This is a genomic window from Varibaculum cambriense, assembly GCF_032557235.1.
Classification (GTDB): domain Bacteria; phylum Actinomycetota; class Actinomycetes; order Actinomycetales; family Actinomycetaceae; genus Varibaculum; species Varibaculum cambriense_C.
This window is the reverse complement of the sequence record NZ_JAWGMB010000002.1, coordinates 249,649-268,180: the sequence shown is the minus strand read 5'-3', so window position 1 is coordinate 268,180 and position 18,532 is coordinate 249,649. Positions and strand designations below refer to the sequence as shown.

Annotated in this window: 15 protein-coding genes and 1 tRNA gene; 10 read left to right on the top strand and 6 right to left on the bottom strand. The window is 51.8% G+C overall.

What is annotated here, in order from left to right; all coding sequences use genetic code 11:
• Nucleotides 1-4: 4 nt before the first annotated feature.
• Both mutM and E6072_RS02945 read left to right on the top strand, forming a co-directional pair.
• Nucleotides 5-913 (top strand): bifunctional DNA-formamidopyrimidine glycosylase/DNA-(apurinic or apyrimidinic site) lyase, encoded by a 909-nt coding sequence (mutM, locus tag E6072_RS02950; protein WP_316693613.1) that lies wholly within the window; start codon nucleotides 5-7, stop codon nucleotides 911-913.
• A gap of 198 nt (nucleotides 914-1,111) precedes the next feature.
• Nucleotides 1,112-1,732 carry a response regulator transcription factor gene (locus E6072_RS02945; protein WP_038109924.1) on the top strand — a complete coding sequence of 207 codons (621 nt, stop codon included), beginning with the start codon at nucleotides 1,112-1,114 and terminating at the stop codon, nucleotides 1,730-1,732.
• Between the two features lie 338 nt (nucleotides 1,733-2,070).
• On the opposite strand, the gene E6072_RS02940 is transcribed toward E6072_RS02945, so the two are convergent.
• Both E6072_RS02940 and E6072_RS02935 read right to left on the bottom strand, forming a co-directional pair.
• Entirely contained in the window at nucleotides 2,071-3,054 is a 984-nt protein-coding gene (locus E6072_RS02940; RefSeq protein ID WP_316693611.1) for a DapH/DapD/GlmU-related protein, read from the bottom strand.
• A gap of 17 nt (nucleotides 3,055-3,071) precedes the next feature.
• Nucleotides 3,072-3,794, bottom strand: coding sequence for a Maf family nucleotide pyrophosphatase (locus E6072_RS02935; RefSeq protein ID WP_316693609.1), 723 nt, complete (start codon nucleotides 3,792-3,794; stop codon nucleotides 3,072-3,074).
• A 212-nt stretch (nucleotides 3,795-4,006) separates the two neighbouring features.
• Here E6072_RS02935 and E6072_RS02930 point away from each other — a divergent pair, with 212 nt between their 5' ends.
• Genes E6072_RS02930 through E6072_RS02920 form a run of 3 tightly spaced genes read left to right on the top strand, consistent with a single transcriptional unit; the run spans nucleotide 4,007 to nucleotide 7,177 of the window.
• Nucleotides 4,007-5,107 carry an adenylate/guanylate cyclase domain-containing protein gene (locus E6072_RS02930; protein ID WP_316693608.1) on the top strand — a complete coding sequence of 367 codons (1,101 nt, stop codon included), beginning with the start codon at nucleotides 4,007-4,009 and terminating at the stop codon, nucleotides 5,105-5,107.
• A 60-nt stretch (nucleotides 5,108-5,167) separates the two neighbouring features.
• Complete coding sequence (locus E6072_RS02925; RefSeq protein ID WP_307737410.1) at nucleotides 5,168-5,848, top strand: response regulator; 681 nt, start codon at nucleotides 5,168-5,170, stop codon at nucleotides 5,846-5,848.
• 6 nt (nucleotides 5,849-5,854) lie between these two features.
• Nucleotides 5,855-7,177, top strand: coding sequence for a HAMP domain-containing sensor histidine kinase (locus tag E6072_RS02920; RefSeq protein WP_316693603.1), 1,323 nt, complete (start codon nucleotides 5,855-5,857; stop codon nucleotides 7,175-7,177).
• 107 nt (nucleotides 7,178-7,284) lie between these two features.
• Here the strand turns inward: E6072_RS02920 and E6072_RS02915 are convergent, their stop codons facing one another.
• Nucleotides 7,285-8,565 carry a DUF4032 domain-containing protein gene (locus E6072_RS02915; RefSeq protein ID WP_316693601.1) on the bottom strand — a complete coding sequence of 427 codons (1,281 nt, stop codon included), beginning with the start codon at nucleotides 8,563-8,565 and terminating at the stop codon, nucleotides 7,285-7,287.
• 90 nt (nucleotides 8,566-8,655) lie between these two features.
• On the opposite strand from E6072_RS02915, the gene E6072_RS02910 reads away from it, so the two are divergent.
• The 3 genes from E6072_RS02910 (at nucleotide 8,656) to E6072_RS02900 (ending at nucleotide 11,636) form a co-directional block, all read left to right on the top strand.
• The gene (locus E6072_RS02910; protein ID WP_316693600.1) at nucleotides 8,656-10,443 is read left to right on the top strand and encodes a serine/threonine-protein kinase; all 1,788 of its coding nucleotides are present in this window, start codon (nucleotides 8,656-8,658) and stop codon (nucleotides 10,441-10,443) included.
• Between the two features lie 118 nt (nucleotides 10,444-10,561).
• The gene (locus E6072_RS02905) at nucleotides 10,562-11,467 is read left to right on the top strand and encodes a thioredoxin domain-containing protein (protein ID WP_316693599.1); all 906 of its coding nucleotides are present in this window, start codon (nucleotides 10,562-10,564) and stop codon (nucleotides 11,465-11,467) included.
• A 93-nt stretch (nucleotides 11,468-11,560) separates the two neighbouring features.
• Nucleotides 11,561-11,636, top strand: a tRNA-Thr gene (locus E6072_RS02900).
• Between the two features lie 275 nt (nucleotides 11,637-11,911).
• Here E6072_RS02900 and E6072_RS02895 read toward each other — a convergent pair.
• From E6072_RS02895 to relB, 3 genes are all read right to left on the bottom strand, one after another.
• Complete coding sequence (locus E6072_RS02895) at nucleotides 11,912-12,124, bottom strand: hypothetical protein (RefSeq protein ID WP_316693598.1); 213 nt, start codon at nucleotides 12,122-12,124, stop codon at nucleotides 11,912-11,914.
• Between the two features lie 181 nt (nucleotides 12,125-12,305).
• The gene (locus tag E6072_RS02890; RefSeq protein ID WP_316693597.1) at nucleotides 12,306-12,569 is read right to left on the bottom strand and encodes a type II toxin-antitoxin system RelE/ParE family toxin; all 264 of its coding nucleotides are present in this window, start codon (nucleotides 12,567-12,569) and stop codon (nucleotides 12,306-12,308) included.
• Nucleotide 12,570: 1 nt separating this feature from the next.
• Complete coding sequence (gene relB, locus E6072_RS02885) at nucleotides 12,571-12,795, bottom strand: type II toxin-antitoxin system RelB family antitoxin (protein ID WP_316693596.1); 225 nt, start codon at nucleotides 12,793-12,795, stop codon at nucleotides 12,571-12,573.
• Between the two features lie 306 nt (nucleotides 12,796-13,101).
• On the opposite strand from relB, the gene E6072_RS02880 reads away from it, so the two are divergent.
• Together E6072_RS02880 and E6072_RS02875 are read left to right on the top strand one after the other, a co-directional pair.
• A complete protein-coding gene (locus E6072_RS02880; protein WP_316693595.1) occupies nucleotides 13,102-14,349 on the top strand; it encodes an ATP-binding protein in 1,248 nt (415 codons plus the stop codon).
• 422 nt (nucleotides 14,350-14,771) lie between these two features.
• The gene (locus tag E6072_RS02875; RefSeq protein WP_316693593.1) at nucleotides 14,772-18,326 is read left to right on the top strand and encodes a SpaA isopeptide-forming pilin-related protein; all 3,555 of its coding nucleotides are present in this window, start codon (nucleotides 14,772-14,774) and stop codon (nucleotides 18,324-18,326) included.
• The last annotated feature ends 206 nt before the right edge of the window (nucleotides 18,327-18,532 follow it).

Below are 18,532 nucleotides of genomic sequence, written 5' to 3'. Positions count from 1 at the left end.
AAACATGCCAGAATTACCAGAAGTTGAGGTAGTGCGGCGCGGCTTAGAATCGCAGCTGCTAGGTGCCAAAATAAAGCAGGTCGAAGTATTCTTCCCCGGCTCATTGCGGGGGCAGGACATTAACCGATTTTGTACTGCTCTAGAGGGATGGACCATTACCGCTGCGGTACGGCGCGGTAAGTTTTTGTGGTTGCTGGGAGAAAACCAAAACGGTAAACAAACCTTGTATTCGCTAGTGATTCATTTGGGAATGTCCGGGCAGTTGCTGATTAATCAACCGCAAATAGAACTATCCCATAAAAATCAAGGACATCTGCGAGTGCGATTAACTATGGAAGACGACAGAACCGTCAACTTTGTCGATCAACGCACTTTCGGACGGATGGTAGTAGAACCCCTAGTAGAGACGAGAGATAAGAAACCGGGAGGCCTGGGCGCAAAAATCCACCTAGTTCCCCGCAATGTGGAACTGAACGTTGCCCGCGACGCCCTTGATCCCCAGGTTGATTTGGAAAAAATTTCCACCACTGTTCGTAAACGAAAGAGTTCCATTAAACACTCTCTTTTGGATCAAAAGTTAGTATCCGGGATCGGCAATATTTATGCCGACGAAACCCTGTTCGCTTCCGGAGTAAACCCGGGGCAACGAGCAGACTCCCTATCAGAAAAGCAGATCCAGGAACTGTTTAAATGCGCCGGGGAAATCATGAAAACCGCAATCAAGCACGGCGGAACCTCCTTTGATGAACTGTATGTGGACACCAGCGGAAACCCCGGGTATTTCGAGCAGGAATTAAAAGTATACGGACGCGGCGGTGAGCCCTGTAAAACTTGTGGCACCACCCTGGAGAAACTACAACAATCAGGACGTAACGCCACCTACTGTCCGAAGTGCCAGCCGCTACAGGACTAACTGGGTTCAACCTAAGCTCGCTAGCTGCATCTAGTGCAAATAATTGCAACCGGAACCAAGAATCGTATGATTGTTTGTCGCTGTGCCCCTCCCCTAGGTGCAACTTTGTGGAATGGTTGATTCTTAACTGAGAGGATTAGGTAGACTCAAAGAGTGAAGATCCAGCAATCGCAGACAGTAGAAGAACCCACACGGGTAATGATCATTGATGACCACGAAATTGTGCGTCGGGGGATTGCCGAAATCGTAGATCGAACTGCCGGCATGGAGGTAGTGGCTGAAGCGGGAACCGTAGAAGATGCGGTACGTCGCGCTGAACTGGTTTGTCCCGATGTAGTGCTGGTTGATTTGCAAATGCCCGATGGTACCGGCATTGACGTTATGAAACAGTTGCGGGAAGTATCACCAGATTCCTTGGCAATTGTGCTTACCAGTTTTGATGATGACGATGCATTAGCAGAATCCCTGCAGGCCGGGGCAAAAGCCTATGTGCTAAAAACTGTGCGGGGGGCTGAAATTACCGATGTTATCCGGGCAGTAGTCGGAGGGCGGGTACTGCTGGATGATCGCACCGTGACCCGCCGCCGCGCCGGGAACGAAGACCCCACTGCCAATCTGACCCCGGCAGAACGCAAAGTGTTAAACCTAATCGGGGATGGGCTTTCTAACCGGGAAATCGGCGAAAAGCTGGGGGTTGCGGAAAAGACAGTGAAGAACCATATCACTTCGCTGCTGGCCAAAATGGGGTTGCAGCGCCGCACGCAGGTCGCTGCCTGGGTAGCCAGTCAACGCTCCGCCGCCTGGCGGCATCAGTCGTAATTCTCGTAAGCAGAATCAGTAGCGTACCCAGCGCGGGGGATTAGTTTTTCCTCCTGCCCAAAAACTTGGAAAACGTAGCGACGTTTTCCAAGTTTTGCGCCCACCTAGCCTGCTCGGATAAAACTAATCCCCCGCGCATAAGTGTTGGGCTGTAAAAGATGCGAGAGGGGGCTTGAGCCGAGCGAAGCAAGGCTCACCGGGGTCCCCCGAGCGCTTTTACAGCCCAACACGTACCAGGATGACATTCTAGATTCGCATTGCTTAAGCCTTGCCAGGAAGAAGGGCGTTTCTGTAGGTAGAGCACGGATCAGCTAGCCTGCGTGCGCAGGGTAGAAAGGTTACGGGTTGATGCGGGAGGTGGCGGGGAGTTTGATTTCCTTGCCGGCACGGGGCAGTGCCTCCACGCGACCAGATTGGGAGTTTCGCCGGAAGATGACGTCGGAAACTCCCGAGAGTTCCGAGGCGGCAACCACTACCGGCTCCGCGAAGTAGCCTTCCGTAGTGGGGGCTACCCCGGCGTGGGGGAGAACCGACACTTTGGTACCGGCAGTCAAATTCAATCCCGCTTCCACCACGCAGTCATCGCCCAGCGCAATCCCTAGCCCCGAATTAGCGCCCAGTAGGCAGCGTTTTCCTAATGAAATCTGTTTCCCGCTCTGACTGGATACCGTGGTTGCGGTAGAGGCTCCCCCTCCGATATCGGAGCCGTCGTCAATAACCACTCCTTGGGCTACTCGCCCCTCGATCAAACAAGCCCCCAGGGTACCGGCATTAAAGTTAACGAAAGCCGCATGCATCACGGTGGTGCCCGGAGCTAAATAGGCACCGAGACGAACTTTTGCACCATCGGCGATGCGTACCCCGGAGGGAATAATGTAGTTAACCATCGGAGGGAATTTATCTACGCTAAGTAGGTGAATCGGGTGGCCAAAGCTTAAACGCATCCGCATACGGGTGTTTTCGAAATCTTCGACCGCGCACGGGCCTTCGGTTGTCCAGGCCACAGTAGGTAGACGAGCAAAAATTCCATCGAGGTTGATAGTGTTTGGTTTTACTAGGCGGTGTGAAAGTAAATGTAAACGCAAGTAAGCATCGGCGGTAGAGCGGGCAGATTCGTCGAGATCGATCGATACCACGGTAGCGGTACGGTTAACCCCGCGCCCATCATCGCGCCCTTCAATCTGGCTTAGTTTTTCGATTAGCTGCGCATCTGATTTATCTGGTTGGTCACCTAGGTAGGGACGAGGGTACCAAACATCTAGGGTTTGACCAGTTTCGCTTACGGTTGCGAGGCCTACCCCGCGTGCTTTTCTTTCACTCATAACTCCACCTTATCCGCTCAGGATTCTTTTGGTAAGACCTTCCATAAATTTGGCCAAAAAAAGCCAAGTTCATTTAATAGTTTACGTACTAACGGTAAAGAAATACCAATAATTCCGTGAGGATCGCCCTTAATTGATTCAATAAATGCCCCGCCAAAGCCATCGATGGTAAAGCCTCCGGCAACTTCTAATGGTTCTGTGGTTTTAGCGTAGGCGCGGGCTTCCTCTGCGCTGATCTCACTGAAATATAAGGTAGCTTGCGAATGGCTCGACACTTCGTTTTCCCAGATAAAACCGGTAGTAGAACGTTTTAAGGCAAGGGCGCAGTGGCCGGTGAATAAAGTGGGACTAGCTCCTGAAAGTTCATGAATCTGCAATAGAGCCCGTTCAAAGCTGTGCGGCTTTCCTCGTAACTTTCCGTTAAGTAGCAACATGGAATCGCAACCTACAACCACTAAACGCTCACCTTTTGGAATGCTTTCCAACTCTTCGAGAACCTTAGCGCCTGGAGCGGAGTCCTCGGGGTGCAAGCTATTGGGGTTAGTTAATAGCTGACCTATATGACGGGCTTTCGCTTGGGCAAGAGCGTTAACTACCTGCGCCGGATCTGCGGTGTCTAGTTCGGCTCGCACCGCGTCCTCGTCAATATTTGCCGGCCAGGCAAGCGGGGCAATACCCGCCTGGGTTAAAACTTTAAGGCGAGCCGGGGAAGCGGAGGCTAAAACAAGTCGATCGGTCATAGCGCCTATTTTAGGAGACGGAGCCGAGAAAGCGTAGGAAGTGGAGGTAACAAGTTGTGCAGCGAGTAGCGCTCAGACGAAAAGCCGGAATTTGAGAAGAAGATGGCAAGAGTGAAACTCTCAGAGTTAATACCGTGAAAAATTTCTGCTTAATATGCAAAGATTGCCGGCTCTGCTGGAAAAAGTGAGGTCGTTCACCTTAAGGTTGAAGGGTGAGTGAATCCTTGTCTGCAGCCCAGATAGCGCGCAACACCGTGATGCGTCCGGTGTGGAAACTAATCGGGGGCGCGCCCACTATGACTATGCGGGAAATGGCGCAGCAGCTAGGGGTCAGTGTTGCAGAAATCGACCACTTTTGGACTTCTTGTGGATTTCCGAAAGCTGATCCCGATACCTATATGTTTACCGAGCAAGACGCGCAGGCAATCATGGAATGGCGGCAAGAATTTGGTGAGGGCACCTTGGGACGCAGTACGGTGACCTCCTTGCTGCGCGCACAATCTTATATGGCCGATCGCCTGGTGTTATGGCAGCTAGAGGCGATTGTGGCGGATTTTCAAGAACGCATGAGCCTAGATGACACCTCCGCCCGTTTGCTGGTTTTAGACAAAATTGACGAATATGTCGATCTATTGCAATCGCAACTGGGATATGCCTGGCGCCGACAAATGGCGTACCTACTGCTGAATACTAACCGGGAAGTGGAAACGCGGGAAGGAAAAGCAGACGCCATCGATTCCTATCCTTTGGATCGTTGTATGGGGTTTGTGGACATGGTGGCATTTACGCGCCGCTCTTCCACGATGAGCGGAGCCGCTTTGGCCGATCTAGTGCAGAGTTTTGAAATGGCCTGTCGGGATGTCGTCACTACTCGCGGAGGACGAGTGGTGAAAACCCTGGGGGATGCAGTCTTATATGTTGCAGACGAACTGTTAGTAGCTGCGGATATCGTATGTGCCATCGTAGAGTTTTTGAATTCTCGGCCGGAAATCCTGCCGGTGCGCGCCTCCCTAGTTCATGGACGGGTAGTTTCGCGTTCTGGTGATATTTTCGGTCCCCCGGTTAACTTGGCTTCTCGTTTGGTAGATGTCGCACCGCGGGGGCAAATCTTGATGGATGCTGATTCCGCCAAGCAGCTGAAAGCTCGTGATAAAAAAGGGTATTTCGCGGTTAGGCCAGCTACCACTCAAGAACTGCAGGGGCTAGGTGAGGTGGAAGGGTGGCTGCTTACGCGCGCAGAGGGCAAACAGGGTGAACCGCCCTTGATTCGTAGTAATGCCCTAGAGATAGCTTCTTCGGCAGTAAAAAAATAGTAAAGCTATTTTCAGTTCGTTGTAGTGGCGACAAAGTTTTTTTTAGATTAGCATGGAAATATGACTACAGTTTTACTTGTTGAAGATGACCCGGCAATCTCCGAACCCTTGGCTCGGGCTCTCGGTCGCGAAGGTTATGAAGTACGTTCCCATGGCACCGGTAGGGGAGCTCTCGGCGATATTTTAGGAGCCGATCTGGTGGTTTTGGATCTAGGTCTGCCTGATATTGATGGTTTAGATGTGGCTCGGGAGATTCGCTCCCAGGGGTCATCGGTGCCGATCTTGGTGCTTACCGCCCGCACTGACGAGGTCGACATGGTGGTGGGCTTAGATGCCGGTGCTGACGATTACGTAACCAAGCCGTTCCGTTTGGCGGAGTTACTTGCTAGAGTACGTGCCCTGTTACGTCGGGCAGGAAGCGACTTCCAGGACGATACTCTAGAGGCACAGGATATTAAGATCGATGTTTCGGCTCACCGCGCGTTCCAAGATGGGCGGGAACTGCAGCTAACCGCTAAAGAGTTCGACCTATTGCGGATCTTGATTAAGGAAGCCGGAAACGTGGTACCGCGTCAGGTAATTATGCAGGAAGTTTGGGGTTCGGATCCGGCTGGATCTACCAAGACCTTAGATATGCATATTTCCTGGCTGCGCCGCAAACTGGGAGATGACGCCACCTACCCCTATTACATTTCAACAGTGCGGGGAATGGGCTTCCGGTTCGAGACTGAACGAAAGTAGCCTGCCATGCGCCGGCGTGCGCTGTTAATGGTTTTCCAGTCTGTCCTGGTTTCCCTGACCCTACTGGGGTTGCCGCTGGCGATTTTGGCGCCCTCCTATGTGTGGCAGTCTAGCCAGACTGGTCAAGATCAACTCACGGTTAATCTTTCTCGTTACTTGGATCAGATTGGTACCCGCGATCTGGAGCATACCCGGCAAGCAGTGTCCAACTGGCAGCGGGTTTATGCACCCGAGTCGGAGATCAGTATTGATCAACGGGAAAGACGGATCTATCACTCGGGCTCGGTAGACGCTAACTGGCAGCTGTATTCTCATGCCCGCAGTGCCGGTGGTCTTTATGTGTCTTTGCGTTCCTCGGCTCTGCCGGTGATTTGGTCGGCGGTGGGGGCGGTCTGTGCGGTGTTGATATGCGGAGCAGTAGCACTAGGTGCGGGTACTGCCTTTGCTTTCCGAGGTTCCCGACGCTTGGCGGCACCCCTTATCTATCTTTCAGCCCAGGCTGAGCAAATCGGATCGGGAGCAGTCCAAGCCCGCATCCAACCTACCGGGATTGAAGAAATAGACCTGGTCAGCGAGGAACTATCGCGGTCTGGGGAACGGATTATTGGCCGGATCGCCAAGGAACGCCAATTCGCATCCGATGTTACTCACCAATTGCGCACCCCGCTCACTGCCCTGTCCATGCGGATTGAAGAAATCGAATACCTCACCGATGATCAGGAAGTACGCAGCGAAGCCGAAGCCTGCCTAGAGCAGGTAGAACGAATTACCCAAGTGGTAGAGGACTTAAAGAAACGCGCCGCGCAAGCCAATCATGGAAATACCCAGGCGGTGAAGATAGATGATATTTTCCGTCAGCAAAAGAATGAGTGGGCTTCCCAATTTGCAGCGGTAGGCCGGGATATTGTTTTCGACAACCAGGTAACCGATCGCTTGCCGCTAGCCACTCCCTCCTCATTGTCGCAGGCAATCGCCACTTTAGTGGAGAACTCTTTGAAGTATGGGGCAGGTACGGTCACGGTTTCTACCCGTAAAGGAGTCTCTAGCCGCTCCATATTTGTGGAGGTTACTGACGAGGGCGAGGGCGTGAGCGAAGAAATAGCTCCCCATATTTTCCGGCGCGGGGTTAGTGGGCATGGCTCCAGCGGTATCGGACTGGCACTCGCGAAAGATCTGATAGAAGCCGATGGAGGGCGTATCGAGCTCACCAGTCGTCAACCGGTAGTATTCACGATTTCGCTTTCGGCGGTTTCCGAATCTATGTCTCCGGATCGCCTCTTGCCGCAGGGGGGATTAGTGGTGGTGGGACGCCGCCACGGACGAAAGTAAGGTACTAGCGTAGATTGCTGTTACCGGTGGAGATAGGTTAGGGGGCACAGCCACCCCGATTAGGTAATGGTGAAACAGTTGCCTGGTGCGTGCGGGTAAAAAGGTGGTTACCGCTCCTTTAGATCCAGATAATCTATAGCATCTGCTGTCGCGGTCAACGGCATAGGTAGCACTACCTGTTCGTCAGGGCGAACCGCCAACTGGGTGCGGATATAATCTTTAACCGCTTTCCGGGTGTGGATATGATGGCCTGCTTTTTCCGACATAAACCAACGATGCTCCAATACTTCGTGGAAAATCTGGGCTGGCTCTAGTTTTGACTGTAAATCATCGGGAATCGCACTAATAGTGGGCAGGTAAACCCGTTCTAGCCAAGTGGTTGCCACCAGACGCAAAGGCGTATTCTCCATTTTCTTGCGGCGTTGATAGGTAACAATATCGGTGTAGATCCGTTTGGCTTGTTCTTCTTGAACTTCCAGACCGGTTAGATCTTTTACTCGCCGCTGGAAATGACCGGCCTCGACTACCCGCGGAGCAAAACTTAAGAAATCTCCGTCCTCGTCACTTTCGATTTCTACCTGACCAATATCGAAACCCAGTTGCCCGAGCCGCTCGGCACGCGCTCCTACTCGCCATATCTCATCGGCCGGGATACGTTCGGATCCGGTTAAATCATTCCAGAGATCGTGATAGCGTTTCTCCAGGTAGTCACCAACAATCGTGACGTCAAAGTCTTCATCCACCAACCCTCCGGCCTGTAAATCCATCAGTTCCCCGATAATGTTCATGGCGCCTAAAGAAACATCATATTCGCGGGAGCGGTCAGAGATATTGTCATAAAAACGTCCGGTTTCCGCATCTACCAGGTAGGCAGCATAGGTGCCGGCGTCACGGCGGAAAAGGGTGTTAGATAGGGAAACATCTCCCCAATAAAAACCGTTTAGGTGTAGGTGAACCAGCAAGGCAACCAAGGAATCAAGCACTCGATTGAGGTTGTCTTTGGATAAATGTCTGGACAGTAACACCCGGTAGGGCAGGGAATACTGCAGGTGGTGGGTAACGAGGGCGGCTGGCAATTCTTCGCCGTTTTCATCGATTCTTCCCGCTACCACCGCGGCCACGGACACGGTAGGTAGATCTTTGCTTTGCAGTTGACGCAGCATTTGGTATTCATGCAGGGCGTGCTCTTCGGAAATCTCTTTTACCGCATATATTGCGCCCCCCGCCTTAATAAAACGCACTACGTGACGAGAAATTCCCCGCGGAAGCGCCGCTAGTAGCTTGTTTGGCCAATCTTCCAAGGGCAGCGACCAGGGGAGAGTAGGGACTAAAGAATAGAACGAGGAGGTACCAGAGGTAGTTACCCGAATTTTCTGTTTGCTTGGCATTTTTCCTCCTCCTCGTTATTGCTTGGACAATTCTGGCATAGGTGGTTGGGTAAGTGCGAACGCAGTTAGCTAAACTCAGATAAAGAGAGTTTGAAAAAAGTTAGGGAGACAGTGCTCGAACAGGAAATCGGCGGATACAAGGTACTTAAGGCTCTGGGCGCAGGGGGGATGGCGTCGGTTTATCAAGCTGAATCTCGCGATGGGAGCGAGGTCGCGCTGAAGTTCTTGCACCCGCAGATTGCTAACGATCCCAATGCTCGCAAGCGTCTGCAACGCGAGGCAGATGCGATTAACCGAGTCAGCTCCTCTGGGGTAGCGAAAGTTTTTGAGGTAAACACCGCCGGACAAACCCCCTATGTGGCTATGGAACTGATTCGGGGGGTCACGATTGCCGAGGACGTGAGCGCCAATGGTACTTGGGATTTGCCTGACTTGATTGATTTGGCGCAATGGTTAGCAAAAATATTGGAGGAGTTACACCACGCCGGGGTGGTTCATCGTGATATTAAACCAGCTAATATCATGATTGCGAAGCAGGGGCCGGTTTTGATTGATTTTGGGATTTCTCAAACTCCTGGCGCCGAACGTTTGACCGCAACCGGACTGGTCACCGGTACTCCCGGCTATATTTCGCCGCAGCTTATCCACGGTGAGGATGCGCGCCCTCGCGATGACTGGTGGGCTTGGTTGTGTGTGCTGCTCTACTGCGCAAGTGGGCATCCGCCCTTCGGGTCTGGTCCGGTGGAAGTGGTGTTAGGGCGCATTAGTACCGGTAATCCCGACTTGTCGGGTCTGCCCGAGTCCTTGCAACGGGTTTTTGCGGCTGGTTTTCAGGTTGATCCGGAGCGGCGAGCAACTCCCGACCAGCTAATCGCGGCTTTCGGGGCGGTTAATGAGGGGAAAGATCCCGCTGATTACTTGCCGGAAGATTCTTACCTGACGGATGATCCTGGTTTTGCGCGGGCAGGGACCACAGCTTTGGACACAGCGAATGTTGGTGCAGCCGATCCGGGGCCGCCTCCTCCCAGTTTTCCGCCTGCTTCTCAACACCGAGGGGAAGCAGAGCCCAGTTCCGCACCCTCAGCTTCAGGTCAAGCTACTCGGCTTTATCCTCCGGCTCCCCCCGAAAATGCCAGTCCGACCGGTTATCAGGTGGCGTCCGCGGGTAACTATGCAAGTAACTATCCGGGGGGCGGCGTAGATCCGAGGGTGCAGCCGTCGGCGCCTGGCTACGGTGCAGTCGCCGAAGGGGCTCTCGGGGGCGGGGTGCCTGCGCAGTGGGAGCCACGCTATATCCCCAATAAGTTACCTAACGCCTGGTTGTCTTGTTTGGCCTTAATGCTGTCCTTATCGCTGGCTACCGAAGTATTTGCGCTAAAAAATAATTTGCATGCACCGCTGACAGTATCCCTGAGTACGGTAGTTCCGACTGCCTTAGTGGCCTTTTGCGGTCTGTTTGGGGCGTTTAGGGCGCGGATGCGAGATGCGCAACTGGCTTCGGGAATGGTTACTCCGCCCAGTGCGGCGCTCAAAGCCCAACCATTATGGGCGCCGCTACATGGAGTAATAGTGGTGACCATACTGGTGGGGGTGGGCGTGACCCTAATAGGAGAGTACGGGGATGTGCTCTTATTGGAACCTGCACAGCGGATTTTGCCCGAGGGCTGGCGCGAACAACAGGCGGTTTATCGGGTGCTGCTCTACCTGGCGTATTCGCTGTTTGCCACGATAGTGGCGTTTTTTTCTCGTTCCTTCAGAGTGGGGTTTGGCTCTATGGTGCGCCTGATCGGGGGAGCTGGTGCCCGTCTGTTTTGGGGGGTAGTGGCACTGGCAGTCAGCATAGGCGCCGAATATATGGTGGTAAATTTCCTTTGGTAGCCTGATTAGCCCGGGTTGCGGTGATCAAAGCCCGGATAGGGTGGGAGCTAAGCCCGTCCTCGTTTATGCTTGTAACAGAAAATCTGGAAAGTCGCAGGAAAGTAGCAGCGGAATAGTAATGGCACAGAAAAAAGGTAAAATGCAGGCCGCTAAGGCCAAAGGTTCATCGAAGAATGAAAAAAATCGGCAACAGAAAGTTTGGAAACAGGTAGAGGCGCAGCGGGAAGCCGCGCGTCGCAAGCAAAGTCGTAAACGTGCGATAATCGCGATAGTTGCGGTGCTGGTGGTGGCGGCAGTCGCCCTCGCCGGATACCTGGTTGCCCAGAGCGGAAATAAAAAAGCTAATGGGGAGGTGCTTTCCGGTCAGCACCCAGAAAAAATCGCTGCCCTGTCGGGTAAGGAAGCAGTAAATGCGGCGCAGGGCATCTTGGTCGGTAAATCGGGTGTCTATAAAGCCGAATCTGGAGTACCTACTATTGAGATGTGGTATTCCTATGGATGTCCGTCTTGCCTGGGGTTGGAGCATCAGTTGGGGGATCAGATTATGGCTTTGGCTACTGAAGGTAAAGCCAATCTGGTGTTACATACGGTGGTAACTCACGCCTTGCCCTGGACAGTGATTGCTGGCGACGCTTCCATGCTGGTAGCTATGCAGCAACCAGACAAAGCGCTCGCCTTCCATCAAGCGTTGATTGATACCGGATATAAGGTGATGTTTGCCAAAGGGGAGGAAGCCGGCTGGAAAGATCAAGGAAACTCCACACTGATGGCGGATCCGAACAAATCACTGGAAAAAATCAAAGAAGTTGCCAAGAAGGCCGGGGTTAAAGAGGAAATTATTAGCTCCTTTAAGGCCGAGACACAATCTGCGCTACTGGAGAAGTGGCAAAAGCAATGGGCAGATGCCGCCGGAAAGCAGACTCAAGGGGTGGGCACCCCGATGTTTGCCTCCAACGGAAAGGTGATCGAAAAGCCGTACAAGAATGATGGAACTTTGGACGAGGACGCGCTACTGGGTAAATAGCAGCGGTTTTGTTCATTGATAAAAGACATGGCAAACTAAAGGCGGCGTCTTTTTGAAGGCGCTAGGGTAGTGCTTATTTAAGCGCTTCCTAAGGCCGACTTAGCTCAGTTGGTAGAGCAGCTGTCTTGTAAACAGCAGGTCATCGGTTCGAGCCCGATAGTCGGCTCCACGTTGGGGTACAGCGGATGAGCATGAAAAATCCGGTATATCCGGGGGCAGTAATCCGGGAGTATTTCTTAAAGGAACTTGGTATTTCAGTTAGAAGTCCTCAATGCCGTCCACAAGTAGTAAGGAAGTAGCCGAAATAGCGTACGCGGAAAACCCCTGATCCGTCTGTTGGTATTTAGTTTTGTTTGCGATGAAGATTCGAAATAATCGTGCGGTTCGCTGTTTCCTGTGGTTGTAGACGGGTGACTGGGTTTCTTGCTTGCTTGGGAGCGTTTATTAAGGTTTAAGCGCAGCTATAGGTAAGACTAGAACGCCGTCGTCACGCCGATATGCCGTTTGGGTTCCGGTGAGCACGAGTAAAAACGCCGGTTCGCCCTCGTGATTGGTATTTATTCGTTGCGCGAGCTTCTTGAGGTGTTCGGCTGCTTGGTTAATTGATTGTTCCCCCAGTTTTACTTCCACTAAAGCCCAGCGCCCGTCATCTAGCACCAGAACGGCGTCGGCTTCCAGCCCTGTTTTATCGGATGTTGTGCAAGTTGGACTATTTCTGTTGTGCAAGTTGGACTTTTCGGACACTGCTGCAGGGAAGATTCCTCGTGCAGGTCTTACCCGAGGTGTCGCAGAGAAATCTATTGGTTAACGGTCTACTCCTATATATGCAACCAGGTCTCTAGCGGTAAATGTGGCTTCTATGCCCGATTTCGATTGCGATCACGACCAGTTCCTGATCTTTAATATCGCAAAGTATACGATAGTTGCCCACTCGGTAACGCCACTTTCCAGATAAGTTGGCGCTGAGACCTTTCCCGTGTGCGCGTGGATCCTGGCACCCATCAATGTTTTTGAGTAACCAAGCGACAATAACTCTCCTGACGCCGGGATCCATTTTTGATAACTGCTTATCGGCGTGCTTAGAAAACTCCAGCCTCCACACGCTAAAGGTATTTCTTTGCAATCTCGGCGGAAGAAATCGTTTCGGGGTCAGCTTCGAACTCTGCTTTCGCTTCTTCCCAGGCATGTAAGTCTAGCTCGTCCTCTAAATGTTCTAGCGCGACCTTACGAATAAATTCGGAAATAGAGATTCCAAAAGCATTAGCATAATCAGAGATGAGAGCCTTTTCTTCCCCGTCAAGTCTGATGGTAATAGTTGTACTACCCATCGCTTCCTCCTCTCTATTTATAAGACATTGTAACACGTAAGTGATGGGTGCAGTGAGGTTGTCTGTTTGCTAGCCTCGACGCAGAATAATTGTCCCCGCCGGGGTAATCGCCCTCCCGCTTGAGGTTTAGAGGCGGATAAATAGGTGGGTTAGTCGCCTAGGGAGGGTGTTTTTATCCGAGGAGGGCGAAGGGGTGGTTTCGCCTGCTGTAAAACCGCAATGAAATTGCTGTAGAACCGCAATAAGAGAGTTGTAAAACCGCAACTAAATATGCTATAAATCTCAATGACGTGCTAAAATAAGTTTATGGTTACCGATATGATTCCGCGCAATGTAAGAGTGTTGGCTGAGGAAATTTTAAGTGACACTCCAGTGCTGACAGTCTCGGGTGCGCGCCAAGTAGGCAAGAGCACCCTAGTAACTCAACTGCTGAAAAATCGGAGTCATCGCCTACTTAACTTGGATAACGCCGCAACCTTACAGGCGGCACAGGCGGACCCTGATGGTTTTGTGCGCCAGTTCCCGGAAGGAATCGTGGCAATCGACGAAATTCAGCGAGTGCCGGCACTTTTTCGTGCAATCAAGGCCGCAGTCGATGAAAATCGTCGCCCCGGACGCTTCATCATCACTGGTTCTTCGAACTTGATGAATCTGAAAGGCGCGGAGGAATCGTTAGCGGGACGTGCGGAAACTCTACGTTTACGTGGTTTTAGCCGAGGGGAACGCGCGGAGTTTAAAGAAGATTTCGCGGCAAACGCCTGGAATCCTCACCCTGAGCTACCAGCGTCCACCTTCGAACGCGGTGACTATCTAAGCCTGATTACCGAATCGTCCTTCCCCGAAATTGCCGAGGCTACCCCTCGCCGGCGTGACCGTTGGGTTCAGGCGTATGTGGAACGGGTGTTAACTAAGGATGCTACCGAGCTGTACGGGATTCAGCATCCAGACCGGCTGCGCCTTTTGTTGGGAAGAATCGCCGCGCTGGGATCCTCAGAATTTGTTGCCGCGCACGCCGGTAGGGAACTGAACATTCCAGAACGGAGCGTTCCCGGGTATCTCAATGCTTTAAAAGACGTGTTCTTGATTGATGTATTACCATCCTGGGGTACTAATCTATCCAGGCGAGTGATTTCGAAGCCAAAAGTATTCCTGCAGGATCCCGCCATGGCGGCCAGCCTGATAGGGGTGGATGCTGAGTCCTTAGAGATGCGAATCTCCAGTTCCTTTACCGGTGGGCTACTGGAATCTTTCGTAGCAACTGAACTTTTGAAACAACGAGAGTGGTCAGCGATACCCTTTAACTTGTTCCACTTCCGGGACTCTACCGGGAAAGAGGTCGATTTGGTTATGGAGTCACGCAGTCGCGAGGTAGTAGGGGTGGAGGTTAAGGCGGCAGTCAGTTTGCAGGGCAAAGATTTTTCCGGATTGCGTCACTTACAAAAGTTAGCCGGTAACAAGTTCCGCTGTGGAATCCTACTGTATGCCGGAAAAGAATCTCTGCCGATGGGGCCGGGGCTTTGGGCAATGCCTATCTCTACACTTTGGAGCGTTTAGCTGTAAGAGGGGGAGGAACCTTGGTGCACGACCCCGGCGAGGAAAGCAGTTAGTTTTCCCCGCCGAGGTTATCGCCCTCGACTAGTTATTTTTCCGCTTTCGCAGCTGTTCTTCGGGGAAGAAGTAGCGCGACGACTAAGGCAACCACTCCTACCACTCCCCAAATCAGCATCGGCACTACTCCGGTCGAAAATGCGACAGCATCTGTGAAGATAATATTTCGCAACGCTTGGCCAATGTGGAACTGAGGAGCCCAGGGCGCCACCCAGTCAGCCCAAAATGTCGTGCAATTCGTCTATTTTCCGCTCTTGAAGTCGAATAGAAAATAAAAATTATTTCTGTATTTCCAAAGGTAGAAGGTATATAGTAGGGTGGTATGTGAGAAGATAATTAATGAGGCTTAATCACTGTGAGCAGGGGAAATGGCCGCATTAACTCAGGGAGAGATAATCATGAAATCGGGTTCCACTCGCGCAATGGGGCAAAATCGTAAACATCGTGTCTTAAAATTATTACTGCCTTTACTGGCCATTACTCTGGTTTTTGCGTTTGGCCCGCATATCGGAGTTAGTTACGCCCAACCAGGTGACCAGGCAGCTCCTGCCCCCGTGCAGACGACTAGCGATCCTACGGACTCTGCGGCGCCAGATCCAGCCGATGTTCCTGCGTCCTTACCGGATGAAAACACCGATCCTGTGGATCCTGCGCCGCAAGCTGACCCCGCGCAAGAACCGGGTGGTTCCGTGCCCGTGCGGGCTCCAGAGGCGGGTTTTGACCTCACCAAGTTCCTAACTGAGGACGCAAAACTGTCCTACGGTGGCGCAGAGCTGACAAAAAATGCCGAAGGGAAATATATCGTCCACCCGGATACTCCTTACCAGTTGCAACTAGGATTCGCCGAGAAACCCGGTGATGAATGGCAAATACCCAGCGGTACTGAACTCGTCTATGAATTGCCTACCACCCTGCAGGCTGTCCCCATCGAAAAACCGATTGACTTCTCCATCCTTGCTCAAGGTGAAACCGTCACCGGCAATACCTTTAAGGTAACGAAAGATAATAAGATCCATGTAAAACTAGCGAATCATCCGAAGTTGACTGAGTCCCAGCAGGCAAAGTTCTATGTCACCCTGGATGTTAAGTTTGCAAAAGATGCCACCAAGATTGATCTAAACGATGGCATCCACATGGACGTACTGATTTCAAATGATCCCGATTTGTCTATCACCAAGAGTGCACGACATGATTTTTCTGCCGGTAAAGTGTTCTACACCCTGACAGTTACCTCTATCGATACTAACGAAAATGTAGTGGTTTCTGACCAGATCCAAGGTGACGACACCGCACTGCACCTAGATGCCGATCCGAAGGCTTTCAAGATTAAGTCCACGAATAAGAAAGCGCCCAAACCTAGGGAATTAAAGATTGAGAATAATGGGTTTACGCTGACTATCCCCAAAATGACTCATGGGGAGAAGGTTACGATTGAGTACTCAGCCAGCGTTGATTACTCAAAGATTAACCCCGACGAGGCAGGAACCGCAGCTCAAACCGAGAACAAAGCCAATGTGCTTTCTGACCAGATTCCTGCCCCCAAAGAGACCACTAATAACCTGGAGCATAAGTTAAAGATCGGTACTATCACCAAGAATGCTGGCTCCGCCGAAGAAACGGCACCTAAGTCGGGAATCTACCAGCAGTCCTGGACCCTTAATGTAAATAAATACTCGAAGCTGAACGTAGCGGGCAATACCGTCAAAGACTCCATTCCTGAAGAGTTCCGCGAAATGATGAAGTATTCCGGAGACGGTATCAAGATCGTGGTGAACAAGGGGAAAGAGGACGCAGAGGGAAACTCTATTGAGAAAACCCGCGAGATTCCCTGGACAGACCCAGTCCTAAAAGCTAACGATCACGAATGGTCGTATGAGTTGCCCGGTACTGAAACTGACCCCGAAAACTCTAGTTACGAAATCACCTACACCACTGAAGTTGATGTCACTAAGCAGATCGTGCCGACTTCGGTGAAGAACGGTGCTTCCAGCACTACCCCTCAAAACCCGAATGGTCCAGAGGAAGTAGTTGCCCCCACCATTGGGCTCACCCCTCCACACGTCTTTAACGTTCAAAAGAAAGCTCTTTCCGCTAATCCAGATGAGGTTACTTGGGAGGTAGCCATCAATGTGGTGCCGCAAGGCTATGACTCCCTAGTATTGACGGATACTCTGCCGGCAGCCAAGAGTGGCGATACCTCTTTCCAGGACAAGCTGAAAGACACCAAGATCACGGTTGAAGGCTTGATCGGAGACGAAGACTATACGTTCGAACGAGACCCTGAGAACCCCGATAAGGGATTTACCATTGAGTTTTTCAAGAATAAAGAGCATACAGAAACTGGACTTCTGGAAAATAATGAACTAGACGATCAACAGAAGCCCATCGAGCGCACGCTAAAACTTACTTTCACCACCAATAATGATCCAGAATGGGTAAAGGCTTACCGCGATGGTGACGATAGTCTGTACCGGCACGTCAACCGGGTGAAAGCCACTGCCAATGGTAAAGACCGTACCTCCTCGGCAGCTGCTACCCCCGACCCGGAAGGTATTCACAAAACCTTCAATGACATTACCTATAAGGAAATTGGCGGGGTTGACTATCCGGTGTTCAACTATCGGCTGCGCCTCGAAGGGTTAGATCAGTACAAAGGGGACTCTTTCAAGATCACTGACCAGTTTGATGCTCAGCAGTTAAAGCTGGCTGTCGACCCGAAGCCTAATTTGTCCGGGGTAGAGGATCTGAGGATTAACCAGCAAGCTGGCGAGATAATCTTCGAGATGAACACCGCTAAATTACCGAAGGATTCGGATGGCAAAGTGAAATCAGTCTACTACTTGGATTACTCGCTAATTCCGGTTAGTAGGGATGCGCTAGACGCCATCAATAAGAATCCCGAAGGTTTAAAGGTGAGCAATACTGCCACCTGGGGGCCGGTGACCACGAAAGCATTGGATGCCGAATACGTGTATGGCCCGCTCACCAAAGAGCTGACTGATAAGCCTACCAGCAGCAATAATTACGAGGCGACTTTCAAAGTTACTATTAACCCCGGGGCACTAGATATTGCTGGTGGGGCGCCGACTGCGAACTTCAAAGACCAGATGACAAATCTGCGTCTGCAGCCTGAAACCTTAGAGATGACCCCGGCCGACTTCGACTATCATCCGGTCTATAAGGACGGGGTACTCACTATGCAGGTGCCGAACAAACAGAAAGTAGTAGTCACCTATAAAGCGAAAGTAATCGGCACAGACCTGGTCAACTACGGTAATGAGGTCGAGGTTGGACAAGAGCAGTCAAAGGTCGAAGGTTCCGTAGCCGTACGTATGGCTGGCGGTGGCAGCGCGCCCAACCCCGGAATTACTATTCACAAGCATGATTCGCGTGATCTGACTACTCAGCTGGAAGGTGCCGAGTTTGAGCTCTACCAGATTATCGACGGTGAACCACAACCGGTAGTTGGCAAACTTAGCGATGACCAGGAAAAAGCGGAGCCCCTCAGGTTCACTACCGATAAGAATGGGGAAGTCACCATCAAGGGTGACCAGGGTAAACTCGGATGGTCGCTACTGGTTAGCAATCAGAAAGATCAGTATGAGTACCAGCTGAAAGAAGTGAAATCTCCTGAAGGCTACCAGCTGCTAGAAGAACCGCTGAGCTTTACTATTTGGGAAAATCCAACAGATGAAACTCAGCAATATGACGGCGCTTACCTGTATGTGGCTAACGAGCCAAAACCGGGTACCGATATTCCAGACAATCCCGACAAGCATGATCAGTCCGACCAATCGGGTAAGTCAGGTAACCGGCAGCAGAAGCTAGAAAAGACCGGTGCACAAGTTAGCGTGGCGCTGGGCGCTATGCTGGTCTGCCTGGCCGGCGGATACCTAATCCTACGTCGCCGCGAACAGCGGTAATGCTTCCTATAGACCCGGGGCGGTAAAAGCGCGCCGTAGTCTCTGGTCTACGCGGGGAATATATTTTTCCTCCCGCCCAAGAAATCGGGGAGAGAATAGATGATCTCTCCCCGATTTCTTATGCCCACCGCGCCCACTCGGATAAAATATATCCCCCGCGCAGGTCTGTCTCGGAGCGGTAAAAGATGCGAGAGACACGCAGGTAG